General features: G+C 60.3%; 18 protein-coding genes and 1 tRNA gene. 3 read left to right on the forward strand and 16 right to left on the reverse strand.

What is annotated here, in order from left to right; translation table 11 throughout:
• Window positions 1-60 precede the first annotated feature (60 nt).
• The 5 genes from H3T93_RS07965 to H3T93_RS07985 form a co-directional block, all read right to left on the reverse strand.
• Window positions 61-1,563 carry a glycoside hydrolase family 43 protein gene (locus H3T93_RS07965; protein WP_144178240.1) on the reverse strand — a complete coding sequence of 501 codons (1,503 nt, stop codon included), beginning with the start codon at window positions 1,561-1,563 and terminating at the stop codon, window positions 61-63.
• A gap of 14 nt (window positions 1,564-1,577) precedes the next feature.
• The gene (locus H3T93_RS07970) at window positions 1,578-2,657 is read right to left on the reverse strand and encodes a glycoside hydrolase family 5 protein (RefSeq protein WP_144178242.1); all 1,080 of its coding nucleotides are present in this window, start codon (window positions 2,655-2,657) and stop codon (window positions 1,578-1,580) included.
• Between the two features lie 237 nt (window positions 2,658-2,894).
• Window positions 2,895-4,922, reverse strand: a complete 2,028-nt coding sequence (yicI, locus tag H3T93_RS07975; RefSeq protein ID WP_144178244.1) for an alpha-xylosidase — start codon at window positions 4,920-4,922, stop codon at window positions 2,895-2,897.
• Between the two features lie 75 nt (window positions 4,923-4,997).
• Window positions 4,998-6,521, reverse strand: a complete 1,524-nt coding sequence (locus H3T93_RS07980; protein ID WP_144178246.1) for an alpha-L-fucosidase — start codon at window positions 6,519-6,521, stop codon at window positions 4,998-5,000.
• On the reverse strand, window positions 6,508-7,185 hold the full coding sequence (locus H3T93_RS07985) for an SGNH/GDSL hydrolase family protein (protein ID WP_144178247.1): 678 nt from the start codon (window positions 7,183-7,185) through the stop codon (window positions 6,508-6,510). Before H3T93_RS07985 ends, H3T93_RS07980 begins: the two co-directional genes overlap by 14 nt.
• 105 nt (window positions 7,186-7,290) lie before the next feature.
• Here H3T93_RS07985 and H3T93_RS07990 point away from each other — a divergent pair, with 105 nt between their 5' ends.
• Window positions 7,291-7,941 (forward strand): YesL family protein, encoded by a 651-nt coding sequence (locus H3T93_RS07990; RefSeq protein WP_186363973.1) that lies wholly within the window; start codon window positions 7,291-7,293, stop codon window positions 7,939-7,941.
• A gap of 249 nt (window positions 7,942-8,190) precedes the next feature.
• On the opposite strand, the gene H3T93_RS07995 is transcribed toward H3T93_RS07990, so the two are convergent.
• The 4 genes from H3T93_RS07995 to H3T93_RS08010 form a co-directional block, all read right to left on the reverse strand.
• The gene (locus tag H3T93_RS07995) at window positions 8,191-9,942 is read right to left on the reverse strand and encodes an ABC transporter substrate-binding protein (protein WP_121913016.1); all 1,752 of its coding nucleotides are present in this window, start codon (window positions 9,940-9,942) and stop codon (window positions 8,191-8,193) included.
• Between the two features lie 185 nt (window positions 9,943-10,127).
• On the reverse strand, window positions 10,128-11,897 hold the full coding sequence (locus tag H3T93_RS08000; RefSeq protein ID WP_232348764.1) for an ABC transporter substrate-binding protein: 1,770 nt from the start codon (window positions 11,895-11,897) through the stop codon (window positions 10,128-10,130).
• 224 nt (window positions 11,898-12,121) lie between these two features.
• Window positions 12,122-13,072, reverse strand: coding sequence for a carbohydrate ABC transporter permease (locus H3T93_RS08005; protein ID WP_144178249.1), 951 nt, complete (start codon window positions 13,070-13,072; stop codon window positions 12,122-12,124).
• Window positions 13,073-13,101: 29 nt separating this feature from the next.
• Entirely contained in the window at window positions 13,102-13,836 is a 735-nt protein-coding gene (locus H3T93_RS08010; protein WP_232339543.1) for an ABC transporter permease subunit, read from the reverse strand.
• An 824-nt stretch (window positions 13,837-14,660) separates the two neighbouring features.
• Between H3T93_RS08010 and H3T93_RS08015 the strand changes: the two genes are divergently transcribed.
• Window positions 14,661-15,362, forward strand: coding sequence for a VTT domain-containing protein (locus H3T93_RS08015; RefSeq protein WP_144178250.1), 702 nt, complete (start codon window positions 14,661-14,663; stop codon window positions 15,360-15,362).
• A gap of 141 nt (window positions 15,363-15,503) precedes the next feature.
• Window positions 15,504-15,576 (forward strand) — tRNA-Ala (locus H3T93_RS08020).
• 385 nt (window positions 15,577-15,961) lie between these two features.
• Here the strand turns inward: H3T93_RS08020 and H3T93_RS08025 are convergent.
• From H3T93_RS08025 to H3T93_RS08055, 7 genes are all read right to left on the reverse strand, one after another.
• Window positions 15,962-17,593 (reverse strand): DEAD/DEAH box helicase, encoded by a 1,632-nt coding sequence (locus tag H3T93_RS08025; protein ID WP_232348776.1) that lies wholly within the window; start codon window positions 17,591-17,593, stop codon window positions 15,962-15,964.
• Between the two features lie 202 nt (window positions 17,594-17,795).
• On the reverse strand, window positions 17,796-18,326 hold the full coding sequence (locus H3T93_RS08030; RefSeq protein ID WP_110424916.1) for a heat shock protein transcriptional repressor HspR: 531 nt from the start codon (window positions 18,324-18,326) through the stop codon (window positions 17,796-17,798).
• Window positions 18,327-18,378: 52 nt separating this feature from the next.
• The gene (locus H3T93_RS08035) at window positions 18,379-19,383 is read right to left on the reverse strand and encodes a DnaJ C-terminal domain-containing protein (RefSeq protein ID WP_144178253.1); all 1,005 of its coding nucleotides are present in this window, start codon (window positions 19,381-19,383) and stop codon (window positions 18,379-18,381) included.
• Between the two features lie 148 nt (window positions 19,384-19,531).
• Window positions 19,532-20,257: a nucleotide exchange factor GrpE gene (grpE, locus tag H3T93_RS08040; protein ID WP_186363974.1), complete on the reverse strand. Its 726-nt coding sequence runs from the start codon at window positions 20,255-20,257 to the stop codon at window positions 19,532-19,534.
• Window position 20,258: 1 nt separating this feature from the next.
• The gene (dnaK, locus tag H3T93_RS08045) at window positions 20,259-22,157 is read right to left on the reverse strand and encodes a molecular chaperone DnaK (protein ID WP_144178255.1); all 1,899 of its coding nucleotides are present in this window, start codon (window positions 22,155-22,157) and stop codon (window positions 20,259-20,261) included.
• Between the two features lie 253 nt (window positions 22,158-22,410).
• Window positions 22,411-23,799: a glycosyl hydrolase family 32 gene (locus H3T93_RS08050; RefSeq protein ID WP_144178257.1), complete on the reverse strand. Its 1,389-nt coding sequence runs from the start codon at window positions 23,797-23,799 to the stop codon at window positions 22,411-22,413.
• A gap of 249 nt (window positions 23,800-24,048) precedes the next feature.
• Window positions 24,049-25,074 (reverse strand): LacI family DNA-binding transcriptional regulator, encoded by a 1,026-nt coding sequence (locus H3T93_RS08055; protein WP_232348765.1) that lies wholly within the window; start codon window positions 25,072-25,074, stop codon window positions 24,049-24,051.
• Window positions 25,075-25,293: the final 219 nt, after the last annotated feature.

A 25,293-nucleotide genomic window follows, 5' to 3' on the forward strand; every position in this document is an offset into this window, starting at 1 on the left:
CCAAATGGCTCCATAGTGGGCGACTTCTCTTGTTGTTTTTTGCGAATGTATGGGGATTGCTCAGACCCGGTAGGCCACCGGATCGAAGGTGACCCGTCCGGCTCCATGGGCGTAGACCCCCAGAAGGATTCCGGTGAAGCCGCCGGCGTTGGTGAAGCTGAGGACCTTGCCCGGTGCATGACCCAGATCGTGATCCCCGTCCCGCCCCGAAGCGCGAAAAGCGTAGCCCATCTCGTCCCCCCTGACCTCAAGGCCTATGGGCGCCCCGGCCGGCAGTTCTGCGGACCCCACCAGGCTGACCAGGCCGGCGTTGTGTACCTGGACCTGGACATGCACCAGACCATTGCGCGCAGGTTCCACCGACAGATCCATGTAATGGCCGGCATTGGCGTAGACGGCCAATCCGGCCTGGCCATCAGCCAACTGGTCCGGCTCGGGGAGGGTGGCCTCGAAGGTACAGCGGAAGTCGGTCTGCCGGGTCCCGATCATGGGCGCCCCGTCGTCCAGGCCGAAGTCATGGCCTGCGGCCTCCACAAGTATGCGGCTCGCCGTTGGGTCGCCCGAATCCGCCACGCTAAAACGACCTGCCCTGTCCAGGGAGGGGGTGATCCAGTCAACCTGATCCTCAAGGGCCTCCCCTTTGCCCAGAAGGGGAACATCGTAGGACTGGTCGGCCAGGGTGGGCCATCCATCCTTCCATGCGAACCAGACCGCATAGGACTCCCTGCCCAGCCAACCCTGGGCGGGATACTCATGGTTGTTCCGGGTTCCGTGGAAGACCATCAGGGTGCGGTCCTCATCGAATCCGGCGCAGTCGCAGTGGCCGATGGCCTGAAGGGTCAGGTGGGTGCTCCGGTTGGTGATCAGGGGGTTGCCCGGACACATCTCGTAGGGGCCTGTGGGCGAGGCGGAACGGGCCATGTTCTCCATGTGACCAGCCTCGGTGCCTCCCTCCGCCCACATCAGATAGTAGAGGCCATCCCGCTTGTACATGTGGGGCCCCTCAGGATTTGCCCCGGTGGTCCCTCCGCAGATTCTCTCCCTTTTAGACAGGACGGTTCCCGTGCCCACATCCAGACGGGACAGATAGATACCGGGGACCTCCCTATGACCTTCCTGGTCAACCTGGTCGCTTTCATTGCCGCAGATGTAGACGGTTCCATCGTCATCGAAGAGAAGGGTGGGGTCGATACCGGGCCACCCCTTGATCCACAGAGGATCGGACCATCCCTGGTGGGGGTCCGGCGTGGTCATGATCATGGTCCCCTTGTTGACGTTGGTGACGATCAGGTAGAACAGGCCATCATGCCAGCGCAGGGTGGGAGCATAGATGCCCCCGCTGTTGCCCATGCCCTCGCAGGGGAACTGGGAGGGGCGGTCCATGGCGTTCCCTACCAGGGCCCAATGCTTCCCGTCACCACTCTCGTATACGGGAAGCCCCGGGAAATACTCGAAAGAGCTGTTGACCAGGAAGCAGCGGCCCGAAGGGGCCCGGCAGATGGTCGGGTCCGGGTGGAATCCTGAGGCGATCCGGCGGGCGGGTTTGCAGTTGAACAGGGTCATCGCGGTACCTCCCCCTACTGGCGGTCCGCCTTGGCCTGGGCGAATAAGGAGGCCATATCGGGGTCGAAGAAGCGGCCGGTGGTCCGGTCCAGGAAACACATCTCCTTGGTGGAGGTATCCCAGAGGACCGGGCAGGATCCGTTCTTGCGGCAGCAGTTTAGAACGGTCGATATCCACTTGAGGTTACTGGCGTGGTCCTTCCCGTCCACGGCCTCGGTCAGCAGTCCGTACTCTCCGATGATCACGGGGATGCCGCTATCGACAAAGCGACGGCGTTGGGCGGCGAAATCGGCCTCCATTGCCTTGACGTCCGCCTCACTGCCCCACTCCTGCCTGGGTTTGCACCAGGTGGTGTCGTGTGTTGCCAGGGCGAAGTCGGCCGGGGAGTAATAGTGGATGGATACGATCAGCCGGTCCGCCACGCTGTCTTTAGGCAGGTGGTAACGGGAGTCACAGGTCATGGCCGTGTCGGTGTTGTAACCGGGAATCAGCAGGAAGCGGTCGGCGTTGTGCGATCCGCTGGCCCTGACCGTGTCAACGAAAATCTGGTTGAGCCTTTCCAAGAGTACATAGGCCTGGTCCCGGTCCATGCCATCGAAACCAATCTCGTTGCCACCCTCCAGAATGAGGTCCTGCCCGTAATCCTTGAACGTGTCGGCGATCTCACGCCAGAGTCCGGCGAACCGCCTGCAGACCCCATCCGGGTCCTTGTCCGCCTTGCGGATCCAAGGGAGATCACCCTCACCACCATCGTGATGGACATTGACTATCGCCTTGAGCCCGGCATCCAAGCTCCAATCGACGGCCCGGCGGACCGCGTTCATCCAGATGGAGTCCACGTGGCCCTCCCCGTCAATCCACTCCACCCAGGTCACCGGGATGCGGATGGTGTCGAACCCGGCCTGCTTGACCAGGCGGGCGCACTCAGGAGTGAAGGGCTGGTTGAACCAGAGCTTCTCCTGATCCTCCGGGGTCCAGGTCCGACCCTCTTTCACGGCCTTCTCATGCTCTCCTTGGAGGGGAAAAGCATCGAAGGTGTTGCCCAGGTTCCAACCCAGGCCCAACTGTCTGACGAATTCAAGGGCGGTCGTCATGAACCATCCACTTCTTTCTGCCGATAAGGCTGTATCGATAAGGGATGCACCGCCCTGACGGCAGGGTCTCCAATCGGAGGGGAAACCTACGAGCACATGCATCCATTAGCGTTTTCATTTATGCAATCCAAGTCCTCCTCTGACCTACTGGCCCGGGGAGGACCGCACCGGGCACAGGGGCCGGATGCCGAAAGCGACACCCGGTCTCGCATGTAGCACGTAGCACTAGGATCTGGCTCACACGTGGAGAGGGTCGGTGCCGGGCCTGACCAGGACCGGCAGGGTGTGGTAGTCGTAGGTCTCCTGGTACCAGCGTCCAGGCTCATAGGTCTTCCCGGTCAGCATGTTGGCCCAGGGTCGGCCCGTACCCTCATCTGGCACATAGAAGCGGGCGGTCCCGTCCTCGTTGAAGATTGGGGCCACCAGGATGTCGTCACCCAACATGTACTGGGTGTCGATGTCCTCGCAGCTCGGGTCGCTGGGGAACTCCAGGACCATGGCCCTCATCATGGGCAGGCCCGTCTCATGGGTCTCATGCGACATTTTGATCAGATAAGGCACAAGACGCTGCTTGAGTTTGGCGAATTCACGGGTGACCTCGACGGCCTCATCCCCGTATAGCCAGGGAACCTTGTAGGCGGTGGACCCATGATAGCGGGAGTGCGAGGAAAGGAGGCCGAACTGGGTCCAGCGCTTGTAGATGTCAGGGGTGGGCTGGTCCTCGAACCCGGCGATGTCATGGCTCCAGTAGCCGAATCCGCTCATACCGAAGGAGAGGCCGGCCCTCAGGCTTTCGGCCATGGAAGGGTAGTTGGAGGTGCAGTCCCCGCCCCAGTGGACCGGGTAGCACTGGCCGCCAACCGTCGCCGAGCGGGCGAAGAGGATAGCTTGGTCGGCCCCCTTCACCTCGACCAGGAGGTCATAGACGGCCTTGTTGTATAGGAGGGTGTAGTAGTTGTGCATCTTGACCGGGTCGGACCCGTCGTAATAGACCACACCCTCGGTGGGGATGCGCTCGCCGAAGTCGGTCTTGAAGCAGTCCACACCTTGCTCCAGCAGGTGCCTAAGCTTGCTCTGGTACCAGGCCGTTGCTTCGGGGTTGGTGAAATCGACGATGGCCATGCCCGCCTGCCACTTGTCCCACTGCCAGACCTGGCCGTCAGTGCGCTTGATGAAGTACCCCTTCTCGGCCCCTTCCTTGAAGAGCTTGGACTTCTGGGCGATGTAGGGATTGATCCAGGCACAGACCTTGAGTCCCTTCTGGTGAAGGCGGGCCAGCATCCCTTCCGGGTCCGGGAAGGCGGAGTGTTTCCACTCGAAGTTGCACCATTCCAGGTCGTTCATCCAGCGGCAATCGAAATGGAAGACCGACAGAGGGATGTCCCGCTCCGCCATACCGTCGACGAACTCGTTGACAGTCTTCTCGTCATAGTCGGTGGTGAAGGAGGTCGACAGCCACAAACCAAAGCTCCAGTCGGGAACCAGTGGGGGTTTGCCGGTCAGATCGGTGTAGGTGTTCAGCACCCCTTTGAGGTCCTGGCCGCCGATCACCGAGTAAGTCAGCTCCTGGCCGGGGACGGAGAACTGGACCTTGGAGACCTCATCGGAACCGATCTCGAACTCCACCTTATCAGTGGAATCCACGAAAACCCCATACCCCCGGTTGCTCATGTAGAAGGGGACGTTCTTGTAGGCCTGGGCCGTGCCTGTACCACCATCCTGATTCCAGATGGTGACCGTCTGCCCGTTCTTGACGAAGTTGGTGAAACGCTCGCCCAGGCCGTAGATCTTCTCTCCCACGCCCAGGTCGAGGGACTCAACCACGTGTGGCCTGCCATCGTCATCGGTCACCAGGGCCTTGCCCCTCCACGCCGATTTGGTCAGCGGACGGCCCTCATACTCATACTCGAAATCGATGGCGTCACCCTTGGCGATCTTCAGGGCCAGCCTGCCACTGGTGAAGGTCCATCCCTTCTCACTCTCCTCGATCTTCACCGGCGGATCGGTCCGGTTAAGTGCGAACCGGGGGTCATGGCTGTGGTCCTGCCTGTAGTTGATGATCCGGGTGGTGATGATGTCGGGACGGGGGGATGTCACCTCGATGGTGAGCAACCCTCCGTCCAGGGTCATGCCGGGATTCCTGATCACCTGGAAGGGTGCGTAGAGGGTCAGCCTCTTCTCTTCGATGTCCGCGCTGTAGATGTTGGCCGCATATTTGACGTCGAAACCGTCTCGCACCAGCCACTCTCCGTTGAGGAACTTCATGTTTCCCTATCTTTCCTTGTTGTTGTCGGTCACTATGTCCTCGGGCCGGTGACAAAATCCTGCAGGAGCCGATTCTCACTCCACGTCGATCCGGATGCCTAGAGGCAGGCCGGTGGCCGTGGTCCCAACGGGATCCTTGAGGCCCTGAACCGCCAGTCCCCGGTCCGTCAGCTCGTAGCCGACCGGTCCTGCACCCAACTGGCTGACCTGGCGGACAATCCCTTGAAAGACCGACCCCTCCTTTCCGCGTGGGGCAAAGGCCTTGATCAGGGCCCGTCCATCTGCGGACGGCTTGAGCTGGTAGGCGTAGATGGCGCCTGACGCCGAGGTGAACCGGAAATCCTCCGGGGTGAAGACGGCCTCGGTCTGGTCCGCGAAGGACCCCGCTGCCGCGTGGGTGGGGCCCTCCTGGGCGACCCACCACGGGCGGGAACCGTAGATTCCCTCCCCGTTCACATCCATCCAACGACCGATGGATTCCAACATGCCCTCCTCCTCGGGGTCGATGGACCCGTCGGCGCAAGGGCCCACGTTGAGCATGAGATTGCCGTTCTTGCTGACCGCGTCGAGAAGGGCGGCCAGGATTTCAGCCACCGACTTGTGATCTAGGGTGGTCGTGTGGCACCAGGAGTTGCGGGCGATGGCAGTGTCCGTCTGCCAGACGAAGGGGGTGGGGTTGGCGAATCCACCGCGCTCCACGTCCACGATGCCCGAACCCCAGGCCATGCCGTCCATCTTGTAACAGATGGCGGCCGGAGCCCCCCATTCGACGGACCGGTCGTAGTAGTAAGCGGCCAAGCGCTGCAAATAGGGCTTGAACGCCTCGTGCTGAACCCACCAGTCGAAGTAGAGGAGTTCGGGCCGGTAGGCGTCGATCACCTCGCAGACCCGCAGAAGCCAGTCATCCAGATACTCCTTGGTGGGATAGGGCTTGCTGAAGAGGTCCTGGTTGTCAGGCTCGGGCATGGCGGGCCAGTAAAAGTCGCCCCTCTTCATGGGCTGATGCACGTCGCTGTCGAACTCCTGCCCGTGGCCCATGAACCACCAATGCTCAGCCCGGTGGTCGGACAGGGCGAAGTGAAGGCCCTGATCCAGAGTGGCCCGCCGCAGCTCGCCGATCAGGTCGCGATGGGGCCCCTTGTCGAAGGCGTTCCATTCCGACAGTTCGCTGCGGTACATCTGGAATCCGTCGTGATGCTCGGCCACAGGCATGTAGTAGCGGGCACCGGCCCGGCGGAAGAGGTCCAGCCATTGGTCGGGGTTGAAACGCTCCGCCTTGAACATGGGGATGAAGTCCTTGTAGCCGAACTCCTTCTGGGGTCCATAGGTCTTCACGTGGTGGTCGAACTCCGGGCACCCCTTGATGTACATGTTGCGCGAGTACCATTCGCTCTGGTAGGCGGGCACGCTGTATAGGCCCCAGTGGGTGAAGATGCCGAACTTGGCATCGGCGAACCAGGTGGGGGGCTCCATGGCGCACAGAGAGGCCCAATCGGCCTTGAAGGCACCACGGCTGATCTCGTCATCCACCCGTGAAAGATTGTCGGCCCCGACTACGTCTTCACGCAGGGGACGGGGCTCCTGTTCATTTTTCGTCATCGAATGTGGTCCTTTCCCAATCAAAGCCGACGGCTTGGAGCCAGGTCCTAGCCACCAGCATATGCCCCTCGATCCCGGGGTGGCAACGGTCCATGCTGAGTATGTAGCTGCTCTGTTTCTCGAGGAAGTGGTCCATGGCGGCCTGGACGTCCACGTAAGTGGCCCCATGCCGGTCCGCCACCTGTCTGGCCACCTCGGCATAACGGTCGACCATGGCCCTCATCGGGTCATCCCTGTTGGGCTCCATCATGAAGGGGCTCATGACAATCAGACCCTTGACACGGGGCTCGGTCCTGCCCATCAGATCCTCGTAAGTGTGTTCGAATTCATCCAGAGAGACCAGGTCCGCCTGGCGGAAGGGACTGTCGAAGTGACGCCAGACGTCGTTGATCCCTATCATGACGGAGACGTAGTCAGGCTTCATATCGAGCACATCCCTGTCCCACCGGGCTGCCATCAATTTGATGTCGTCCCCGTTGACCCCCTCGTTCATAATCATGAGTTCCCGCTCGGGATAGACGGCGGTCAGAAGGGCATGGACCAGGTTGACATAGCCATCGCCAAAGGAGCCCCAGCCAGCGGGAATGGCCTTGTAATCACGGTTGACATCAGTGACCGAGTCCCCGCAGAAGACAATCCTTGAATTCTTTTCAAATGGAAGCATGTAGCTCTCGCACCTCGTTTTCTTTTCCTTTCTTTTCTGTCATTCATGGCAAAGCCGCCCCCGCCGGGTGCACTGGCAGGTAGAGTCAAAGAGGAAAGGCGGATCATGCACTTCAACCTCGAAAGCCCCTTCTGGCAGTTCGTGAACACCCTGCTCAGATTCACAGCTCTGAACCTGCTCTTCGTCGTCACCTGCATACCCCTGATCACGATAGGGCCCGCCCGCAGCGCCCTCTACGGCACGGTCTTCGCCTATGACGACCACGACGACATCCCCCTCTGCCGACAGTACCTGCACCGCTTCATCCGGGAGTTCAAGCAGTCCATAATCGCCTTCATCATCCACGTGGCACTGGGTGCCATCATCATTTACTCACTGGCCTTCTGGCTGAGCATGAAGGGGGCGATGACCTACCTCGCCATCATTGTCCTGATCATCGGAACCGTCCTGCTAGTCCTCTCATACGAGTTCTTCTATCCCCTGCAATCCCGCTACACCAATACGGTCTGGGGTTTCTTCAAACTCTCTGTTGGGGTTCCCATGGGGATTCCCCTCTACGCCATCTGTCTCCTGGCCATCGACGTGGCCTTCGCCTTCCTCGTCTACTATGTTCCCTTCCTGCGGGTCATGGCCATAATCTTCGGCTTCTCCTGGCTGGCATATGCCAAGTCACTGATTTATCTACGGGCCTTCGACCGTTTCGAGCGGGGTGCCAAGGGAGACACCACAACCACCTATAAGAACGGTTCTCTATAACCAAGGCGGTGTCGTCACCTCCCACCCAGCTCACCGAATGGCAGGTCACATTTCACGTGGATTGACAGGGCATAGGTCGCTCGCATGAACCACAGTTGCGTCCAGACTGCCAAGAGTGGCATACAGGGTAAAGAAAGGGGGTAGTTGTCCGCCGGCCCCGAACCTGGCGGACACCGCCCCCTCGCTTACCGATAGGACCCCGGCTCTACTAACGGATCATGGACCGCCGAGCATGCCGGAATCGTGGAATCACTTGGTCCTGTTCTCATACTCCTTCACAATGTCCTGGCGTGCCTTGGTTTGAGCCTTGGCGTTGGCCATGTCAATCTTCTCGATCTTCTCGTAGCCCAACCCCTTCACGTTGTTGCGCATGGTCTTCAGGATGGTGTCGAACTCGTTGTCATCCTTGGCGTAAACCGCCTTCCAGGACTCGGAGACGATCTCGGACTTGACCTGGCCGCGAACTGCGGTGATCTGGGAGTCCTCCTCGGGCGGGATGTACCCTGAGCCGGGGGCGACCACGATCTGCTTGTGCTTCTCCAGATACTCCAAGGCCGTCTTGGCACCGTCCATATGAGCGGACCAGTCATCCCTCAGAGCGTTGGGCTTGGCCAGTTCGGTCTTCCACAGGGCCGGATTGTAGGTCTCCTTGGTGGTCGGGTCGATGTCGTTCTGGTTCAGCCCCTGGAAGTGCATCATGGAGATGCCCTTGTTGTAGTCACCGCCGCCGAACTCTGCGGGGACCTTCAGTCCGTCGGCCTCATTCATGGCCTTGAGGCCGAAATCGGTCATCTTGTTGCCTTCAGAGCTCCTGGTCCAGCAGAGCTTTTCCGGGCAGACGGGGCCACCGGCATTCTGGGCCGTGGCATAGACACCCTCAGGCGAGTAAAGCCAATTGAGGAAGTCAACCAGACGCTGCTTGTTCTTGGCCTTGGCACCGATTGCCAGGATGGGATCCACCCCATCGGGGGCGAAGCCGTCTGAATAAATGTTCATGTCCTGCAGGGGCGCCAGCATGAACCCGATTCCCTTGGCCTTGTTGGCAGCAGAGTTGATGCGGGGTTGGCCCAGCCAGCACCAGATGTCGACCAGCATCTTGCCCTGGCTGGTCTTGGCGGTGATGTTGTCCCAGGTCTGAGTGGAAGAATCCGGATCAATCAGGCCCATCCTCTGGGCCTTGTTGAGGAAGCGCAGGAGCTTCTCGTAGATGCCGCCCTCCTGGATGGGGGTCTGGTCATCGGAGCCGTCAGCCTTGGTCAGGACCGAGTTCATCGTGTTGTACCCATACCAGGAGGCCATATCCATGGGGAACTTCATCATCTCCCCATCCCAGTCCTTGAAGAGGCTGAGAGCGTAGATGTCCTTCTGGCCGGTGTCGGCCCGGGCCTTGTCCTGCATGAGCTTCATAACGTTGAGGAAGTCATCCAGGTTCTTAATCTCCGGGTAACCGACCTCACGATAGTAGTCCCAACGGATGTGGGGAGCCGTGCCGGGCTCATCTCCAGCGTTCGACTTGAGCGGGGACTGGGAGGACACGTTTCCGGGGATGCCCCAGACGCCATCCTTACCCGCCACCTTGGTCACCCTGTCCAGGGCGCCCTTGTACTTCTTCAAGTACTTCTCGTTCTTGATGTAGGGGGTCAGATCAGTAATCAGATCGGCCTTAACCAGCTTCTGCAGGCGGCCATTGCCAGTGTGGGTCAGAATCAAGTCGCCCAGGTTCCCGGCTGCCGAACGGGTCTCGAAGAGAGTCTCGCTGTTGCCGGTGACACCCGGTGCGATGACCTTGAGCTTGATGTTGAACTTGTCCTTGATCAGCTTGGCGAACCAGCCCTTCTGCATACCCTGGGCCGTGGCGTCCTGGGAGAACATCTCGACGGTCATTTCAGAGTGGTCGTCCGGGCCATCGCTTGAATTAGCACCGCCGCCACAGCCTGCTAAGGACATGGCACCGGTGATGGCGACGGCGATCGCCGCCATTGCCTTCTTCTTGAGATTCATGGATTATCTTCCTTCTTTGTCATCCGCCACCCAACCCGTGGCGTCTCTTACCACCGCCCGACCCGCCCGGTCCGGCCAGGAAAATCTGAATCGAATTTTCTTGGCCGGACCGGGCGGGTCATCGGGGCCATACGGGGGCCTGTACAGCCCCCGTCAGAACCCGGGCCGTCTTTCAGCGGACCGGATCACTTGCCGTGCTGTTCCTCCCATTCCTTGACGATCTTCTGACGGGCCTTGGTCTGGGCCTTGGCGTTGGCCATGTCAATCTTCTCGACCTGCTCGTATCCAAGCCCCTTCAGGTTGTCTCTCATGGTCTTCAGGATGGTGTCGAACTCGTTGTCATCCTTGGCATAGACCGCCTTCCAGGACTGGGAGACGATCTCGGACTTGACCTGACCGCGCAGGGCCTTGATGGAGGAGTCCTCGGTCGGAGCCACGAAGCCTGCCCCGACGGCAACCATGGCCTCGTCATGCTTCTGCAGCCACTCAAGAGCGGTCTTTGCACCGTCCATATGGGCGGACCAGTCGTCCCTGAGGGCGTCAGGCTTGGCCAGCTCAGATTTCCAGAGCTGGGGGTTATAGGTCTCCTTGGTGGTCGGGTCGATGTCGTTCTTGTGGATGCCGGTGAAGTGCATCATCGACACTCCCTTGCCGTACTGACCGCCGCCGAACTTGGCAGGCACCGGTTGAGTATTGTTCGGATCTTCCTCATCAGTCCCGAACATGACCCTGATACCCAGGTCGGTCATCTTGTTGCCGTCCTTGGTCCGCTCCCAGCACATCTTCTCCGGGCAGGCCTGTCCCATGGCACCGGTGGCCGTGGCATAGACACCCTCGGGCGAGTAGAGCCAATCAATGAAGTCGACCAGGCGCTGCTTGTTCTTGGCCTTGGCACCCACGGCGATGACCGGGTCGTGACCATCGGGCATAAACCCGTCTGCGTAGACCTTCAGGCCAGGTACGGGGGCCAGCATGAATCCAACCCCCTTGGCCTTGTTACCCACGGTATTGACGGCCGGCTGGCCCAGCCAGCTCCAAATGTCTGCCAGGACCTTGCCCTGGTGGACCTTCTGGGAGATATTATCCCAGGTCTGGGTGGAGGAATCCGGATCTACCAGGCCCATCCGGGAGGCCTTGTTGAGGAAACGAAGCATCTGCTCGTAGATGCCACCCTCCTTGGTAACAGGCTGATCGTCCTTTCCGTCGGCCCGGGTAAGGACCGTGTTCATGGGATTGTACCCGTACCAGGAGGCCATATCCATCGGGTACTTCATCATCTCCTGGTCCCAGTCCTTGAAGAGGCTGAGGGCATAGATGTCCTTTTTCCCGGTGTCCTCACGGGCCTTGTCCTGCATGAGCTTGAGAACGTCGAGGAAGTCATCCAGATTGTTAATCTTGGGATAACCCACTTCCCGGTAGTAATCCCAGCGGATGTGGGGGGCCGTGCCAGGCTCGTCACCAGCGGAAGGCTTGGAGGGCGACTGCGTGGCCACATCGGACGGGGCCCCCCAGACGCCATCCTTACCCGCCACCTTGGTGACCCTGTCCAGGGCACCCTGGAACTTCTTTAGATTCTTCTCATTCTTCATGTAAGGGGTCATGTCGGCAATCAGGTTGGAATCGACCAGCTTCTGCAGACGACCGTTGTCCGTGTTGGTCAGAATCAGGTCACCCAGGTTGCCAGTGGCCGCCCTGGTCTGGAAGATGGTCTCCGCGTTACCCGTCTGAGCAGGCGCAACCACCTTCATCTTCATATTGAACTTGTCCTTGAGTATCTTGGCGAACCAGCCCTTCTGCTCTCCCTGGGCGGTGGCGGACATGGAGAACATCTCCACATTCATCAGGCCTTTGTCGTCAGCACCCTCGCTGCTGCTCTCACCGCCGCAGCCTGCAAGGGCCATGGCCGAGGACAGGATCAAGGCCATCGCCATTGATGCCTTCTTCTTGAGGGACATTGTTCCTCCTTTTTCTTCTACTTTTGATTCTTATTGTTTAGTTCTTCCAGAGCGGTCCGCCCCCCGGGGGAAGACCGGAAGTCGACACCCCCCAGTCGGCTCTCCCTTTCTGTTTTTCCTTCTTTATTGGCCGGAACCATCTGCCTCGTTAACGTCACCTCCCACAGGCAGGTCCGACCGAATTCCCTTCCGGCCGGATGCCGATTTGCGGAAGGGGATACGATTCACCCCTTGACGGCGCCGAGCATCATGCCCTTGACGAAGTAGCGCTGGAAGAAGGGATAGACGAAGAGGATGGGCAGCACCACGATCACGGCAACAGTCATGCGAATCGAGGTCGGGGTCTGCTGGGTGGCCATAGCAGCCGCATTCAGAGCGCTGCCCGTGCCGCTAGCCTTGACCGAGGAGGCCAGGGCAGCCGCCTGGTTGATGTAGAGGTAGAGCACGTACTGCAGGGAGTAGAGCTTGGAATCCGACATGTAAAGCAGAGTGTCCTGGAAAGAGTTCCACTGCCCTACGGCCGAGAAGATAGCCACCGTGGCCAGGATCGGCGTGCACATAGGCAGTATTATCTTTCTGAAAACAGTCATTGTGCCAGCGCCGTCCACCTCGGCCGCCTCCTGAAGGGAGGAGGGGATGGACTCGATGTAGGTCTTCACCAGGATGATGTTGAAGGGCTGCACGATGGCCGGAAGGATGTACACCCAGAAGTTGTTGGTCAGACCCAGGTTCTTCATTGTGATGAACATAGGGATCAGACCAGCATTGAAGTACATGGTGATGATGACGAACCGGTACCAGAAGGACCGGTGCCACATCTTCTTCTGAGTGAACATAAAGCCCAGGAAGGCGCTGGCCATGACGGTCAGGGCCGTGCCGATCACGGTACGACCCAGGGAGACCATGGCAGCATCCCCCAGACCCTCCAGCTTGAAGACGGCCTTGTAATTCTCCAGGTGGAAACCTTGGGGGAACCAGTTGACATCACCAGCCGCACTCGCATCATTGTCGGAGATGCTGTTGATGATCAGGTAGTAGAAGGGATATGTACAGATGAAGGCGAAGAGGACGAAGAAAGCGATGTTAAAAACATTGTAGACCTTCTCCCCTTTTGATCTGCGAATCAGGTGGGACCCGTCCAAGGTCCCGGCAGATGTGTCGATGGCGTCACTCATATTTCAGCTCTCCTTTTCCGCTCGGGACCTCAGATGATCGACTCGCCGCGCACACGTTTGGACAGTGCGTTGACACTCAGTAAGAGGACCACGCTGACTAGGGATTTCAGCATGGATATGGCCGTGGCGAGAGAGAGGCTGTTCTGACCCATGCCCACGTTGTAGACGTAGAGGTCAAGCACCTGGATGTGCTTGAGGTTGAAGGCGTTCTGGAAGACAAAGTACTGATCCATCCCGTTGTTCAGGAAGTTGGAGACTGACAGGAGCAGGAGCACGAAGTAGGTGGGCATCAACTGCGGAATCGTCACATGGATGATCTGCTGGAATCGGTTGGCCCCATCCACCTCAGCGGCCTCATAAAGCTCCGGATCAATGCCGGCGATGCCCGCCAGGTACATGATCGACCCCCAGCCCAGTCCCTTCCACAAGCCCCAGGCCATCATCTTCAGCCAGGTGTGCGAGTCGGAATCGAGGAACTTGATGGGGTCTGTGATCAGATGGAGGTCCATCAGGGTCTCGTTGACCATTCCGGAGGAGGAGAACATGGCGAATGCCACGGCGTAGACCAGGACCCAGCTGATGAAGTTGGGCAGGGTGGTCAATGTCTGGACGACGTTCTTGAACCAACGGGATCTAATCTCGTTGAGAGCGATGGCGAAGAAGAGGGGGAACATGCTGGTCAGAATGCCCAGGCCGCTAATGCCGAAAGTGTTGATGAGCACTTGCCAGACCGCGCGGAGCTGAGCGGGGTTCTGAATCATCATCTCGAACCACTGGAGGCCCACGAATTTGCTCTTCGACAGAGGGATAGGGGGCTGGTAGTCGAAGAAGGCGTAAACCCACCCGAACAGAGGGAGATAACTAAAGAGAACTACGAAAATGAGAAGGGGAACGATGAGGAGCCAAAGATTGAAACCGTGGCGCTTGGAGGATTCTACCTTCCCTGGAAACCGTCTTTTCCTTTTCGGCGCGGACGCTCGCGCACTATGAGACAGCGTCGCTTCGGACGCGGGAGACCCGACGGCCCGGTCCAAAACGACGTTCGCATCTTGATGATTAACCTGCACCCTTCCTCCTTCGGTCAGCCACTTCGCTTCTTCGAATGCGGTACATGGTCAAATGGAATACAGCCATGTATTTTCGCTTTGGTTTTACCAAAGCCCTGTAAATAGGATATTAAATTAACAATTCCTCTTATGTCAATTAGACTAGCAGGGGAATCCCAATAATCGCAAATAGGAAACGCCTCTTGCTATCCCTATCAGCAGGCCCGTCAGGTACGGTATCCGCGGACAGACCTCGGGAGCCCATGACAAACCACCGCCTTCCACCTGCCCGTCAGGCGGACCTAACGACTGGCTGGACTGGAGTGCATCGATGACGGCTTTGACCATGGACACCGGTCGTTGCCCTTCCAATGGAGTAAGACACCATAGGACTAATTTGCCTCACTCGTACAGGCGCAGTGCCAAAGGCCGGTGGTTGTGTCTTCCTCGCAAGGGTCTGGCGAAGACCAACCTGCTGTGGTCCACGCTTGCTACAGTTTGGAACGGTTCGTGTTTCAACATAACAGGACGGTCTTTGACAAATGGGATTCATACACTGGCTCATCAACCTACTCAAAGATCCGCGCAGCGCTATCGCGGGGTGGATTGCCATGGGACTGGTGCCCACATATGCATTCATCTTCCTGATCATCTTCATCGAGACGGGCGTGGTCTTCATGCCCTTTCTGCCCGGTGACTCCCTCTTATTCGCGGCCGGCGTCTTCGCACACGACCCCACCAGCGGGATGGCATTGGACATCCTCCTGCCGGTCGTCTGCCTGGCTCCGATCCTCGGCGACCAGAGCAACTACTTCATAGGGCACTTTTTCGGACGGGCCATCATCAGGTCAGGCAGGGTGAAGGCCTTGACCCCGGAGCGGCTGGCCAAAACAGAGGGAATGATAGACAAGTGGGGCCCCTTGGCTGTTTTCCTAGGCCGCTTCTTCCCCTTCATCAGGACCTTCATGCCTTTCATCTCGGGGATCTCGGGGATGAAGTGGAGCCGGTTCACACCCTTCAGTGTTCTTGGGGGTCTGGTCTGGTCCACCCTCTTCACCCTCCTGGGTTACTTCTTCGGCGGTATCCCGGCCGTCCAGGAGCATTTCGAACTGGTCATCATCCTTATCCTGCTCATATCCGTCATGCCGACCGTTATCGGACTGATCAAGGCCAGAGCAGGCAGGGGCAAAAGGGCCGAATCCGCTCAGGTAGCCGCTGACCAGGACGAGAACCTCAGCGACTGAATATGACAACCCATCCGGCAGCCGCGGAAACCGTGCCACGGGTTCGCAACACGGAGTCATGGCACAGACCGTCCAAATTGCGTTTGTGCCCACCCTGCGATACAGTACAGTCTGTTGTTCGGCTACGGTCGGGCAACGAATGGGGCTGTAGCTCAGTTGGTAGAGCGCTTCGTTCGCATCGAAGAGGTCGGGGTTTCGACTACCCTCAGCTCCACAGTGTCGAGATAGTGCTTTTTCTTCTTTGCCGTTCTTGACCGCATCCAGTTACTGGACAATGCGCCAAGTCGTTCGTCATCATGACCGATGAAGCCCCTGCTAATTCCAGTCGCAGCGACGCATTACCACCGCTTTCCTGCCATGACCCATCAGTCAGTAGATGCATAGTCGAATCAGACAGTTTGATAAGCAAAACCCTGGCATAGGGCCAGGGTGGGATTGCACGACAATTCCTGAACCGACAAGCTTGTAATTTCTCGTCGAACACTCAGAGATGTGTCAGCGAAGCCGGCAATCGCCTTCCCAATAGTGAAGACACTGTCGATTCTAATCAGCACCGATAACCACTATGGGCGCATTATGCAAACGCGCCCATCAGCGGATCAGCGCTTAGAAGCGGAGCGGAAGGGGTTGTCATCACGGCGGTGGCGGCGATGACCGCGGCGGAATCCACGACGATCAGCATCGAAACGGGAGCCAGCGCGACCACGGTCATGACCGTGGACCCGCTCGCCGTTGCCGGAATGACGATGGACTCTGGACCGGCCGTCCAAGGGGCCATCCTCGCGATCGAATACTGGTCGGTCCTCTGAGGACCGCTGAAAACGGGAAGGTCGACGATCCCGACCCCGGCCTGCAGCACGGCCCTGGCCACCACGATCAAAGCGCCTGTCTGCGCGGGAACGGCCCCGATGTCCACCACGGCCGCTACGAGCAGGCCGACCGTTGGAAGCCTGCGGCTGCTCGACCTGCAAGGACCAGCCGTGTACAGGTTTGGCCAACGGCCCCACGAGCTCGGTAACTTCGGGCGAATCGGCAGTCACTTGAACCGGCTTGGCATCGATATGGGCCATGCGCAGCATCCGCCTGGTGTCACGCCACTGGTCGGGAAGAACCAGGGTGACCACATCGCCGGAACGGCCAGCCCGGGCTGTGCGGCCCGACCGGTGCAAGAAGGACTTGGGATCGGCTGGTGGATCCACCTGGACTACTAGGTCCACACCACTGATGTCCACGCCGCGGGCGGCCACGTCTGTAGCCACCAGGACCTTCACCTCGCCTCGGGAGAAGGCCCCCAGATTGCGATCGCGCTGGTTTTGAGAAAGATTGCCATGCAACTGTGCGGCCGGGATGCCGTTGTCAATCAGGTTCTTGGCCAGCTTCTTGGCCTGGAACTTGGTTCGAGTGAAGAGGATACGCCGTCCGGTACCCGAGGCCAGCCTGCGCACCAGATCATGCTTGGCTGCCTGGGTGGTCCGGAAAATGTGGTGGGTCATCAGATCCACATGCTGGGTGGCCGAATCCACCTCGTGAATCTTGGGATCCTTGAGGAAACGCTTGACCACGGCATCCACACCGTGATCCAGGGTGGCCGAGAAGAGCATGCGCTGACCGCCCGGACGAACCTGGGCCAGAATCCGCTCCACAACGGGCAAGAAGCCCATGTCGGCCATCTCATCAGCCTCGTCCAGCACGGCGATCTCCACGTCCTCCAGACTGAGCTTGCGCTGGCGAAGCAGATCCTCCAAGCGACCCGGGCAGGCCACCACAATCTTGGCCCCGCGCCGAAGGGCATCGACCTGACGACCCTGGCCAACACCTCCGTAGACTGTGCAGGTCCGCATGCCGTAGGCCTGGGCCAGGGGGTTGAGAACCTCGTCGATCTGATTGGCCAGCTCGCGGGTGGGAGCCAAGACAAGACCACGCGGGCGGGGCAGACTGCCGGATCCGGCGGCGCCCCCGCGGCCATGGCGGGCCCGTCCTCCCTCGCTGGCAACCAGTCGAGCCACCAGAGGAATGCTGAAGGCCAGGGTCTTGCCGGAACCGGTCCGCCCCCGTCCCAGGATGTCACGGCCAGCCAGGGCATCAGGCAGGGTGTCCCGTTGGATGGGGAAGGCGCTGGTCTTGCCGTCCTTGCGCAGGACTCGGACCAAGGGCTCAGGCACCCCCAGCTGGTCGAAAGTCATAGGTTCTACGGCAGATTGGCCGGAATTGGACGAATTGGAATCGGGCATGGATGAAGCAGTCACAATGACCTTTCACAACAGGGAAGAAAACGGTACTGTCGGTCGACAGTTCGCAGGCCGCGTGCAAAGCAGAGAATGACGAATTTCGCGCAAGCGGTTTCCCCGTACTCAAAGCAATCAGGCGACGATCAGCCGCAGCTCTTGGGCGAGCGGCCAACCTGTACACGATAGCACAGGCCCCTCACCCATCTCAGGAGCGTACGCTCCAGACGATCAGCGATTTGGACTCCGTGGGGTCGGCCTCGTCATGCGTTGTGTCCTGCCGCCAGAGACGGGCCCTGCTGGAACGCCTGACTTCGACGACCCGGCCGTCGGCAGCGGCTGCGAACATGCTGGATCCCTGTGACTGGTGGGAGCGGCGCAGCTGGCGCCTCAGCTGGCGATTCTCCTCGGCCAAGGCCAGGATCCTGGTCACCCCGGCCAGGTTGATGGACTCGTCCTGGCTCAGATGCTGGGCCTGGCCCAGCCGGTCCAGATCCCGCAGGGAGTATCGGCGCGCACCCCCCTCGGTCCGTTCCGGCACAATCAGACCCAGCCTGTCATATTGGCGCAGGGTCTGCGGATGGATGTTGGCCAACTGCCCGACCTGGCCAACACTGAAGACCGGCAGCTCGATGTCCAAACCAGCATCGTCAGCAGCATCCAGGCTGATGTGCCCGGCCACCAGACCGCGAGCGCAGGCCAGATAAATCCGCCTGGTCTCGGGATCCACCCTGACCATGATCATCACTCCTTTCCGCTGCTCGTTCCCACTTGACCCGGCATCCGGATCGTCATATCTTCATGCGCTCCCCGGCGATCTGCTCGTCGAAGTCACCGCTTGCCTTGGCAAAGTCGCGCATGGCCTTCTTCTGGGCCATGCCGAGCCGACCGGGCATGCGGATCTCAAGGCGCCCCACCAGGTCGCCCTTGCCGCGCCGGTCCTGAACCCCCTTGCCGGCGATGCGAATCTCGTCGCCGCTGGAGGAGCCAGCCGGAATCTTGAAGGTGACGATCTGGTCATCGATGTCCCGGGCCTGGACCTTGGCCCCCAGGGCCGCCTCAGCTACCGTCACCGGCAGGATCATGACCAAATCCCTGTCCTTCATGGTGAACCGTTGGCTGGGCTGGACGCTGATCTGCAGGTAGAGGTCGCCATTGGCGCCCCCGTCCCTGCCAGGCCGACCCTTGCCAGCCAGCCTGATCCGCTGACCGTTGCGCACCCCGGCGGGGATATGCGTCTTGAAGCGCTTGCCTCCCACGCTCAGGGAGACCGTGGCCCCTTTGACTGCCTGACGGAAGGACAGCCCAATTTTCGAGTTGCGATCCTCTCCCTTGACAGGCCTGAGCCTGCTCTCCTGGTAAGCGGTCCGACCGCCACCGCCGGCACCTCCGCCGAAGGAGGAAAAGATGTCAGCAAAGTCGGGCTGTCCGGAACCATCGCCGAAACGGATGCGGGTGCCTCCCGGCGCCCCGGCCCCGCCGAACATGGAGCCGAAGATGTCCGAGAATGCATCGGTGTTGAAGCCGCCCTGGCCGGAGCCTCCGGCGAACCGGGCTCCCCCCATGCCGAACTGGCGGATGGCATCGTACTTCTGACGCTGCTCCTTGTTGCTGAGCACGTCGTAGGCCTCGGAGATGTCCTTGAACTTCTCCTCGGCCTCCTTGGTCTTATTGAGATCGGGATGGTATTTGCGGGCAAGCTTGCGGTAGGCCTTGGTGATCTCCGCTTCGCTGGCGTCCTTGGAGACACCAAGGACCTTGTAATAGTCCTTGCTCAGCCATTCATTCTCAGCCATCCATGTCTCCTTTCCTCATAAGCTACGAATATATCGAATTGGAATCCGCCCTTTCGCGTGCGGCGGCGGGCGGGATCATAACCTCACCCAGCCGCCGCATGCGAAGGCGTCGATTCAGCCTGCGGAAGGTCCGCAATCACCGTCCCTGCTACTGCCCGGGCGATGTCACCACTACCCTTGCGGCCCGGATCACCCGGTCGCCAATCCGATAGCCTGCCTCAACCACCGTGTCAACGGTCTCTTTCTTGGCATCGGGGTCCGGCTTGTGCAGGATGGCCTCATGCTTGGTGGGGTCGAAGTCCTCGCCTTTTTCACCGAACTTCTCGACACCGAACTTCTCGAAGGTCTTGTCGATCTTCTTGGCCACGGCCTGGAAGGAGTCGTCCATCTGTCCGTGCTCCTTGATCCGGTCAATGTCATCAAGGGCCGGAAGAAGGGCGGTCAGCACATCCACGATGCCATGCTGGCGGAAGATGTCCTGCTCCTTCTTGGCACGGTTGCGGAAGTTGACGAACTCGGCCCGCTCGCGCTGGAGGGCCTCCAGATAATCGGCGGCCTCCTTCTTGGCCTGACCCAGAGGGGTCAGCCCCTCTGATCCCTTGTCGGCACCGTCTTCCTTAGCCGAGTCAGACCCAGCCTTGTCATCAGCCTGAGCATCTGCTGACGACGCGTCCTTGGCGGAGGAATCCGACGAGGACTGGCTGGCCGCCTGGCCCTCGTCCGCAGCGGTCTTGTCGGCGTGATGTCCGCGAGCCGCTTCCTGCTCTGGTGTCGAGGCGGCGTCAGAGGCCTTGGCCTCGTTTCCGTCCGGTTCGCCGGCGGCGGCCGGGTCGCCCTTCAGCGGCCCGGTATCATCCTTGTCGAAGGCCGACATGTCACTCGCCGTCCTTCTTCTTGTCGTCGTCGTCCACGACCTCAGCATCCACCACGTCGTCATCAGCGGACGAGGAGGAGCCTGCACCCGAGGCGGCACCGGAGGCACCTGCAGCGCCCTGAGCGCCTGCACCGTCAGCGGAGCCCTGCTGGGCATAGAGGGCCTGACCGATCTTCTGGGCGGAGGTCATCAGCTCGCTCTGGGCGTTCTTGATCTTGTCCATGTCCTCGCCCTTCAGAGCCTCTTTCAGAGCGTTGACCTTGTCGGTGACCTCCTTGGCCACCTCGTCGGAGATCTTGTCCTTGTTGTCGTTGACCAGCTTTTCGGTCTGGTAGGCGGCGGACTCGGCGGCATTGCGGGTGTCGGCATCCTCACGACGCTGCTTGTCCTCGGCCTCGTGGGCCTCGGCCTCCTTGACCATGCGATCGATCTCGTCCTTGGGCAGGGCGGAACCGCCGGTGATGGTCATGGACTGCTCTTTGCCGGTGCCCTTATCCTTGGCGGAGACGTGCACGATACCGTTGGCATCGATGTCGAAGGTGACCTCGATCTGAGGAACGCCGCGCGGAGCCGGAGCGATGCCCGTCAGCTCGAAGGTCCCCAGAGGCTTGTTGTCACGGGCGAACTCACGCTCACCCTGATAGACCTGGATCAGCACGGAGGGCTGGTTGTCCTCAGCAGTCGAGAAGACCTCGGACCGCTTGGTGGGGATGGCGGTGTTACGGTCGATCAGCTTGGTCATGATGCCGCCCTTGGTCTCGATGCCCAAGGAAAGCGGGGTCACGTCGATCAGCAGCACGTCCTTGCGGTCGCCCTTGATGACACCGGACTGCACGGCAGCGCCGACAGCCACGACCTCATCGGGGTTGACGGTCTGGTTGGCTTCCTTGCCGCCGGTCAGTTCCTTGACCAGGTCCTTGACAGCGGGCATACGGGTGGAGCCGCCGACCAGCACCACATGGTCGATGTCCTGAACCGAAATGCCGGCATCGTGCAGCACGTTGTTGAACGGCGTGCGGCAGCGGCCCAGCAGGTCAGAAGTCATCTCTTCGAAGTGCGCGCGGGTCAGGGTCTCATCCAGGTGGACTGGAGTCCCATCGGGGGTCATGGCCAGGTACTGCATGGAGATGCTGGTGGACGAGGAAGAGCTCAACTCCTTCTTGGCCTGCTCGGCGGCCTCCTTGAGCCGCTGCAAGGCGATCTTGTCCTTGGACAGATCCACGTTGTACTTGTTCTTGACCTCAGTGACCAGCCAGTCGATGATCTTCTGATCCCAGTCGTCGCCGCCCAGCTTGTTGTCGCCGTTGGTGGCCTGAACCTGGATGGTGGAGAAGCCGTCGTCATCCTTGCCGATCTCCAGCAGGGAGACATCGAAGGTGCCGCCACCCAGATCGAAGACCAGGATGCGCTCATCCTCCTTGCCCTTCTCCAGGCCGTAGGCCAGAGCCGCAGCCGTGGGCTCGTTGATGATGCGCAGGACGTTCAGACCGGCGATCTTGCCGGCATCCTTGGTGGCCTGGCGCTGGGCATCGTTGAAGTATGCAGGGCAGGTGATGACCGCGTCAGTGACGGGTTCGCCCAGGTAGGACTCGGCGTCCCTCTTGAGCTTCATAAGGATCTGGGCCGAAATTTCCTGAGGGGTCCACTTCTTGCCGTCAATCTCGACGGACCAGTCGGTGCCCATGTGGCGCTTGACCGAGCTGATGGTCCGGTCCACATTGGTGACGGCCTGACGCTTGGCCACCTCGCCGACCAGAATCTCGCCGGACTTGCTGAATGCCACCACCGACGGCGTGGTCCGCGCGCCCTCAGCGTTGACGATTACTGTGGGCTCGCCGCCCTCCAGGGTTGCAATGCAGGAATTGGTGGTTCCCAGATCAATGCCAACTGCACGTGCCATACTCGTTACCTCCTGATGAAATTGGGCGTAGGGCCTGACCCCGCACCTCGTCGTTCACGTTCTCCGCTCGCGCTTCGTTCGTGGTCCCGATGGCCGGCTCCCGTCGGCCCGGGCAAGCAGCCATCATGACCACTCCGAAACTTGAGCCTACATCACTCAACTTCCCGAGGCAAATATTATTCCCGTCATGGCACAAATTCATCAGGAGGATGCCCGAACCGGATCTGCCCGACCAGAGGCCGGCAGAAAACATCTACTTCCGCAGGCCCTTGGCCAGGCTCATACCGGTGACTTGAAGACCGCCCTCGGTCACATAGATGCCCAAGGCCTGCCCCGGCCGGTAAATTCGGGCATTCAGGGCCACTCCATCCACATAGAGGGTGGCTATGGTGTCGTCGACCACCAGCTGGAGGTGGTAGATGCGTCCGGCCTCCAGACGGATCGGCCTTTCAAGGCCTATGTTCATAACCGTGAACCAGGGGTCATTGGGCGACCCCTCGAATAGGTAACGCCCCTGCCCCACTTGGAAGTCATACTGGTAAGACCGCCCGGTCCCGGCCTCCTCCCGCAGGCGCAGACCGAAGGACCGGGTGCCCGGGGTGAATCTGACATCAGCTTCGAATGAGAAGAGGTCGGGGCAGTCGGGGTCAATGACCACCTCCTTCCTCTCATGAGGTGCCTGGATGTCCACATCGTCCAGGGGAGTGCGGGGGTTGAAGGCGGCCCAGAGGGTATCCACCGGCCTCACACCCAGGGACCCATCCTCCCTCTGATAGACCTCGTGGGGAACGAAGGTCCCGCCCCACTCATAGTTGTTCCTGTCGTCGTCGCCTGCCTTGGTCCCCACCCAGCCGAAGAGGACCCGTCTACCGCCCAGCTCGAAGGTACGGCCCGCATAGTATCCGCTCCCGTCGAAGGCGTCATCCACAGGGGCTGTCCACGGTCCTTCCAGGCTGTGCGACATCCGGTAGGTCATCCCATGTCGGTCGCTGTATTCGGTGACGATGTGGTACCACCAGTCCCCGATTCTGAATAGGTCAGGCATCTCATGCATGGTGTAAAGACCGGGGGCCCAGAAATCCCCGCCGAACTCCCAGTGAACCAGGTCGTCGGAAGTGAATTTGACCGTCCGGCCTGTCTGCATGGTCTTGGGCCCCTTCTTCCGCGCTCCCAGGATGAGCAGGTAGTTACCGGCCTGCTCGTCCCTGACCACCAGTGGGTCTCGCCAGTCGTCGGGGTCGTACCCGGGCTGGGGGGCGATGGAGGGGGCCTGGTCCAACTTCCTCCAATGGCTGAGATCCTGGCTGACGGCCTGCATCAGGACCTGAGAGGCCTTGCCCTCGGCCGGATAATCACGGTTGAAACCCGTGTAGAAAGCGTGGTAGCCGTCCGGCCCCTCGAAGACGCTGCCAGCGAAAATGAACTGGTCCTGGTCTCCGTCACCACCCCTGGGTATGGCGGTGCCACAGTCCTGGTAATGGACGAAGTCCCTGGTGGTGGCCAGGTCCCATCCGAAGGGTTGCCCGAATGGGGCCGGATCGCGGGTGTCGCGCTGATGGAAGAGGAAGAACTCATCGCCTTTCCCATAGGGCATGCAGTCCCCAAACCAGGTGCCTGGAAATTGATAGTAGAGCTTATTCATGTTGACCCTTTCATATCGCCGATGATCCATACGTCCGGGCCGCGCATCTTCCTCGACGACCTCGGCAGGATCCCGCCTGTTGTTTAAGCGGTTAAGCAACCATTATAAAAGTGCCTACGCCGCTGTCAAACGGGATGGCGACCCGGCAAGTAGTCGGACAGGAGTTTCCACAAGAAGCGGAACGAATGGCATGAGATAGCCACAGAGAAGACCGGGTAATTTCTGCCCCGGGGCGGAGGCAACAGAGGATCAGATCCGGGCTATGGAATCCCTGACGACCAGAGGGCAAGGAACCAGTTGCGGCTCGAGGCCGCCAGAGCCAGCAGCCGGATGGTTAGTCGAATCGTCCCCCCTTGCCATGAGCGCACGTATTCCCAACCTCCCCAGGTCATACTGGGGCAGGCCCACGGTAGTCAGAGCCGGGTGGAGGTGGGCGGATATCACCTCCTGATTGTCGAAGCCGACCACGGATATATCATCGGGAACCCGCTGCCCACATTCACGTAGGGCATCATAGAAGCCCATGGCCGTGCGGTCGTTGTGGCAGAAGACGGCCGTGGCATCGGTAGCCATCACCTCGCGCATGGCCCGGTAGCCCGACTCCTGGTCTGCCTCCTTCTCGCGGATCACCAAGGAGGGGTCGTAGGCCACACCAGCCTCGGACAGCGCCTGCCGGTAGCCCTTGAGCCGACCCACGGAGGCCGGGGTCCGGGCGCTGGCGTTGATGAAGGCGATCCGCCGGTGGCCGGCCCGGAGCAGTAGGCGGGTGGCGCTGAGCCCTCCACCGACCTCATCCGGGACCACGGCTGGCAGACGGCCCAGCCGGTCGTAACAGTTGACTAGCACTGCGTTTACACCGGCCAGCCCCGCAGGAGCGTCGACCCGGCGGTGGACCCAGCTGGAATAGACCAGCCCCTCCACCCGGCGTTCCAACATAAACTCGAAGGCCCTCTCCTCTATTTTCCTGTCCCCGCCCGTGTCCACGACGAGTAGAATCTTCCCCTGCCTCCATGCCTCATCCTGGGCACCGCGAATCACCTGACCGGCGAACGGTGAGGTGGCGACCCCGTCGCTGATAAAACCAATCAGATCGGAATGCCCCCTGGCAAGCCCACGCGCCAGGGCGTTGCGGCGGTAACCCAGTTCGGAGGCCACCCTGCGGACCCTGTCGCGGGTGGCTTGGGGAATACGGGCCTTGGGGTCGTCATTGATGGCCCACGAGGCAGTGGCGACCGAGACCCCGGCGGCTCGGGCAATATCCTGAAGAGTGACCATGTCCATTCATTCTAGACGGGCACCATTGCCTACCACTGATTGCAAGCGACGGCAACGAACCGATAGGCGTGAGCGAGAAGTATGCGGTGAGGTCCACGATATATGACATAACACGCAGAGCCGGGGTATCGGTCTCTACCGTGTTGTGGTCCTTCATTCGCCCAAGCCGTCTTGGCTGGGACCCGCCATGGGTGCTCGATGCGGCCCTGTCCCAGATAA

The sequence above is a fragment of the Bifidobacterium sp. M0404 genome (assembly GCF_016101415.1).
In the GTDB taxonomy this organism is placed as follows: Bacteria; Actinomycetota; Actinomycetes; order Actinomycetales; family Bifidobacteriaceae; genus Bombiscardovia; species Bombiscardovia polysaccharolytica.

Coding starts and splice junctions, on each gene's coding strand:
- H3T93_RS07965 (WP_144178240.1), bottom strand. CDS start 1,563: ATGACCCTGTTCAACTGCAAACCCGCCCGCCGGATCGCCTCAGGATTC.
- H3T93_RS07970 (WP_144178242.1), bottom strand. CDS start 2,657: ATGACGACCGCCCTTGAATTCGTCAGACAGTTGGGCCTGGGTTGGAAC.
- yicI (WP_144178244.1), bottom strand. CDS start 4,922: ATGAAGTTCCTCAACGGAGAGTGGCTGGTGCGAGACGGTTTCGACGTC.
- H3T93_RS07980 (WP_144178246.1), bottom strand. CDS start 6,521: ATGACGAAAAATGAACAGGAGCCCCGTCCCCTGCGTGAAGACGTAGTC.
- H3T93_RS07985 (WP_144178247.1), bottom strand. CDS start 7,185: ATGCTTCCATTTGAAAAGAATTCAAGGATTGTCTTCTGCGGGGACTCG.
- H3T93_RS07990 (WP_186363973.1), top strand. CDS start 7,291: ATGCACTTCAACCTCGAAAGCCCCTTCTGGCAGTTCGTGAACACCCTG.
- H3T93_RS07995 (WP_121913016.1), bottom strand. CDS start 9,942: ATGAATCTCAAGAAGAAGGCAATGGCGGCGATCGCCGTCGCCATCACC.
- H3T93_RS08000 (WP_232348764.1), bottom strand. CDS start 11,897: ATGTCCCTCAAGAAGAAGGCATCAATGGCGATGGCCTTGATCCTGTCC.
- H3T93_RS08005 (WP_144178249.1), bottom strand. CDS start 13,072: ATGAGTGACGCCATCGACACATCTGCCGGGACCTTGGACGGGTCCCAC.
- H3T93_RS08010 (WP_232339543.1), bottom strand. CDS start 13,836: ATGATGATTCAGAACCCCGCTCAGCTCCGCGCGGTCTGGCAAGTGCTC.
- H3T93_RS08015 (WP_144178250.1), top strand. CDS start 14,661: ATGGGATTCATACACTGGCTCATCAACCTACTCAAAGATCCGCGCAGC.
- H3T93_RS08025 (WP_232348776.1), bottom strand. CDS start 17,593: ATGCCCGATTCCAATTCGTCCAATTCCGGCCAATCTGCCGTAGAACCT.
- H3T93_RS08030 (WP_110424916.1), bottom strand. CDS start 18,326: ATGGTCAGGGTGGATCCCGAGACCAGGCGGATTTATCTGGCCTGCGCT.
- H3T93_RS08035 (WP_144178253.1), bottom strand. CDS start 19,383: ATGGCTGAGAATGAATGGCTGAGCAAGGACTATTACAAGGTCCTTGGT.
- grpE (WP_186363974.1), bottom strand. CDS start 20,257: ATGTCGGCCTTCGACAAGGATGATACCGGGCCGCTGAAGGGCGACCCG.
- dnaK (WP_144178255.1), bottom strand. CDS start 22,157: ATGGCACGTGCAGTTGGCATTGATCTGGGAACCACCAATTCCTGCATT.
- H3T93_RS08050 (WP_144178257.1), bottom strand. CDS start 23,799: ATGAATAAGCTCTACTATCAATTTCCAGGCACCTGGTTTGGGGACTGC.
- H3T93_RS08055 (WP_232348765.1), bottom strand. CDS start 25,074: ATGGTCACTCTTCAGGATATTGCCCGAGCCGCCGGGGTCTCGGTCGCC.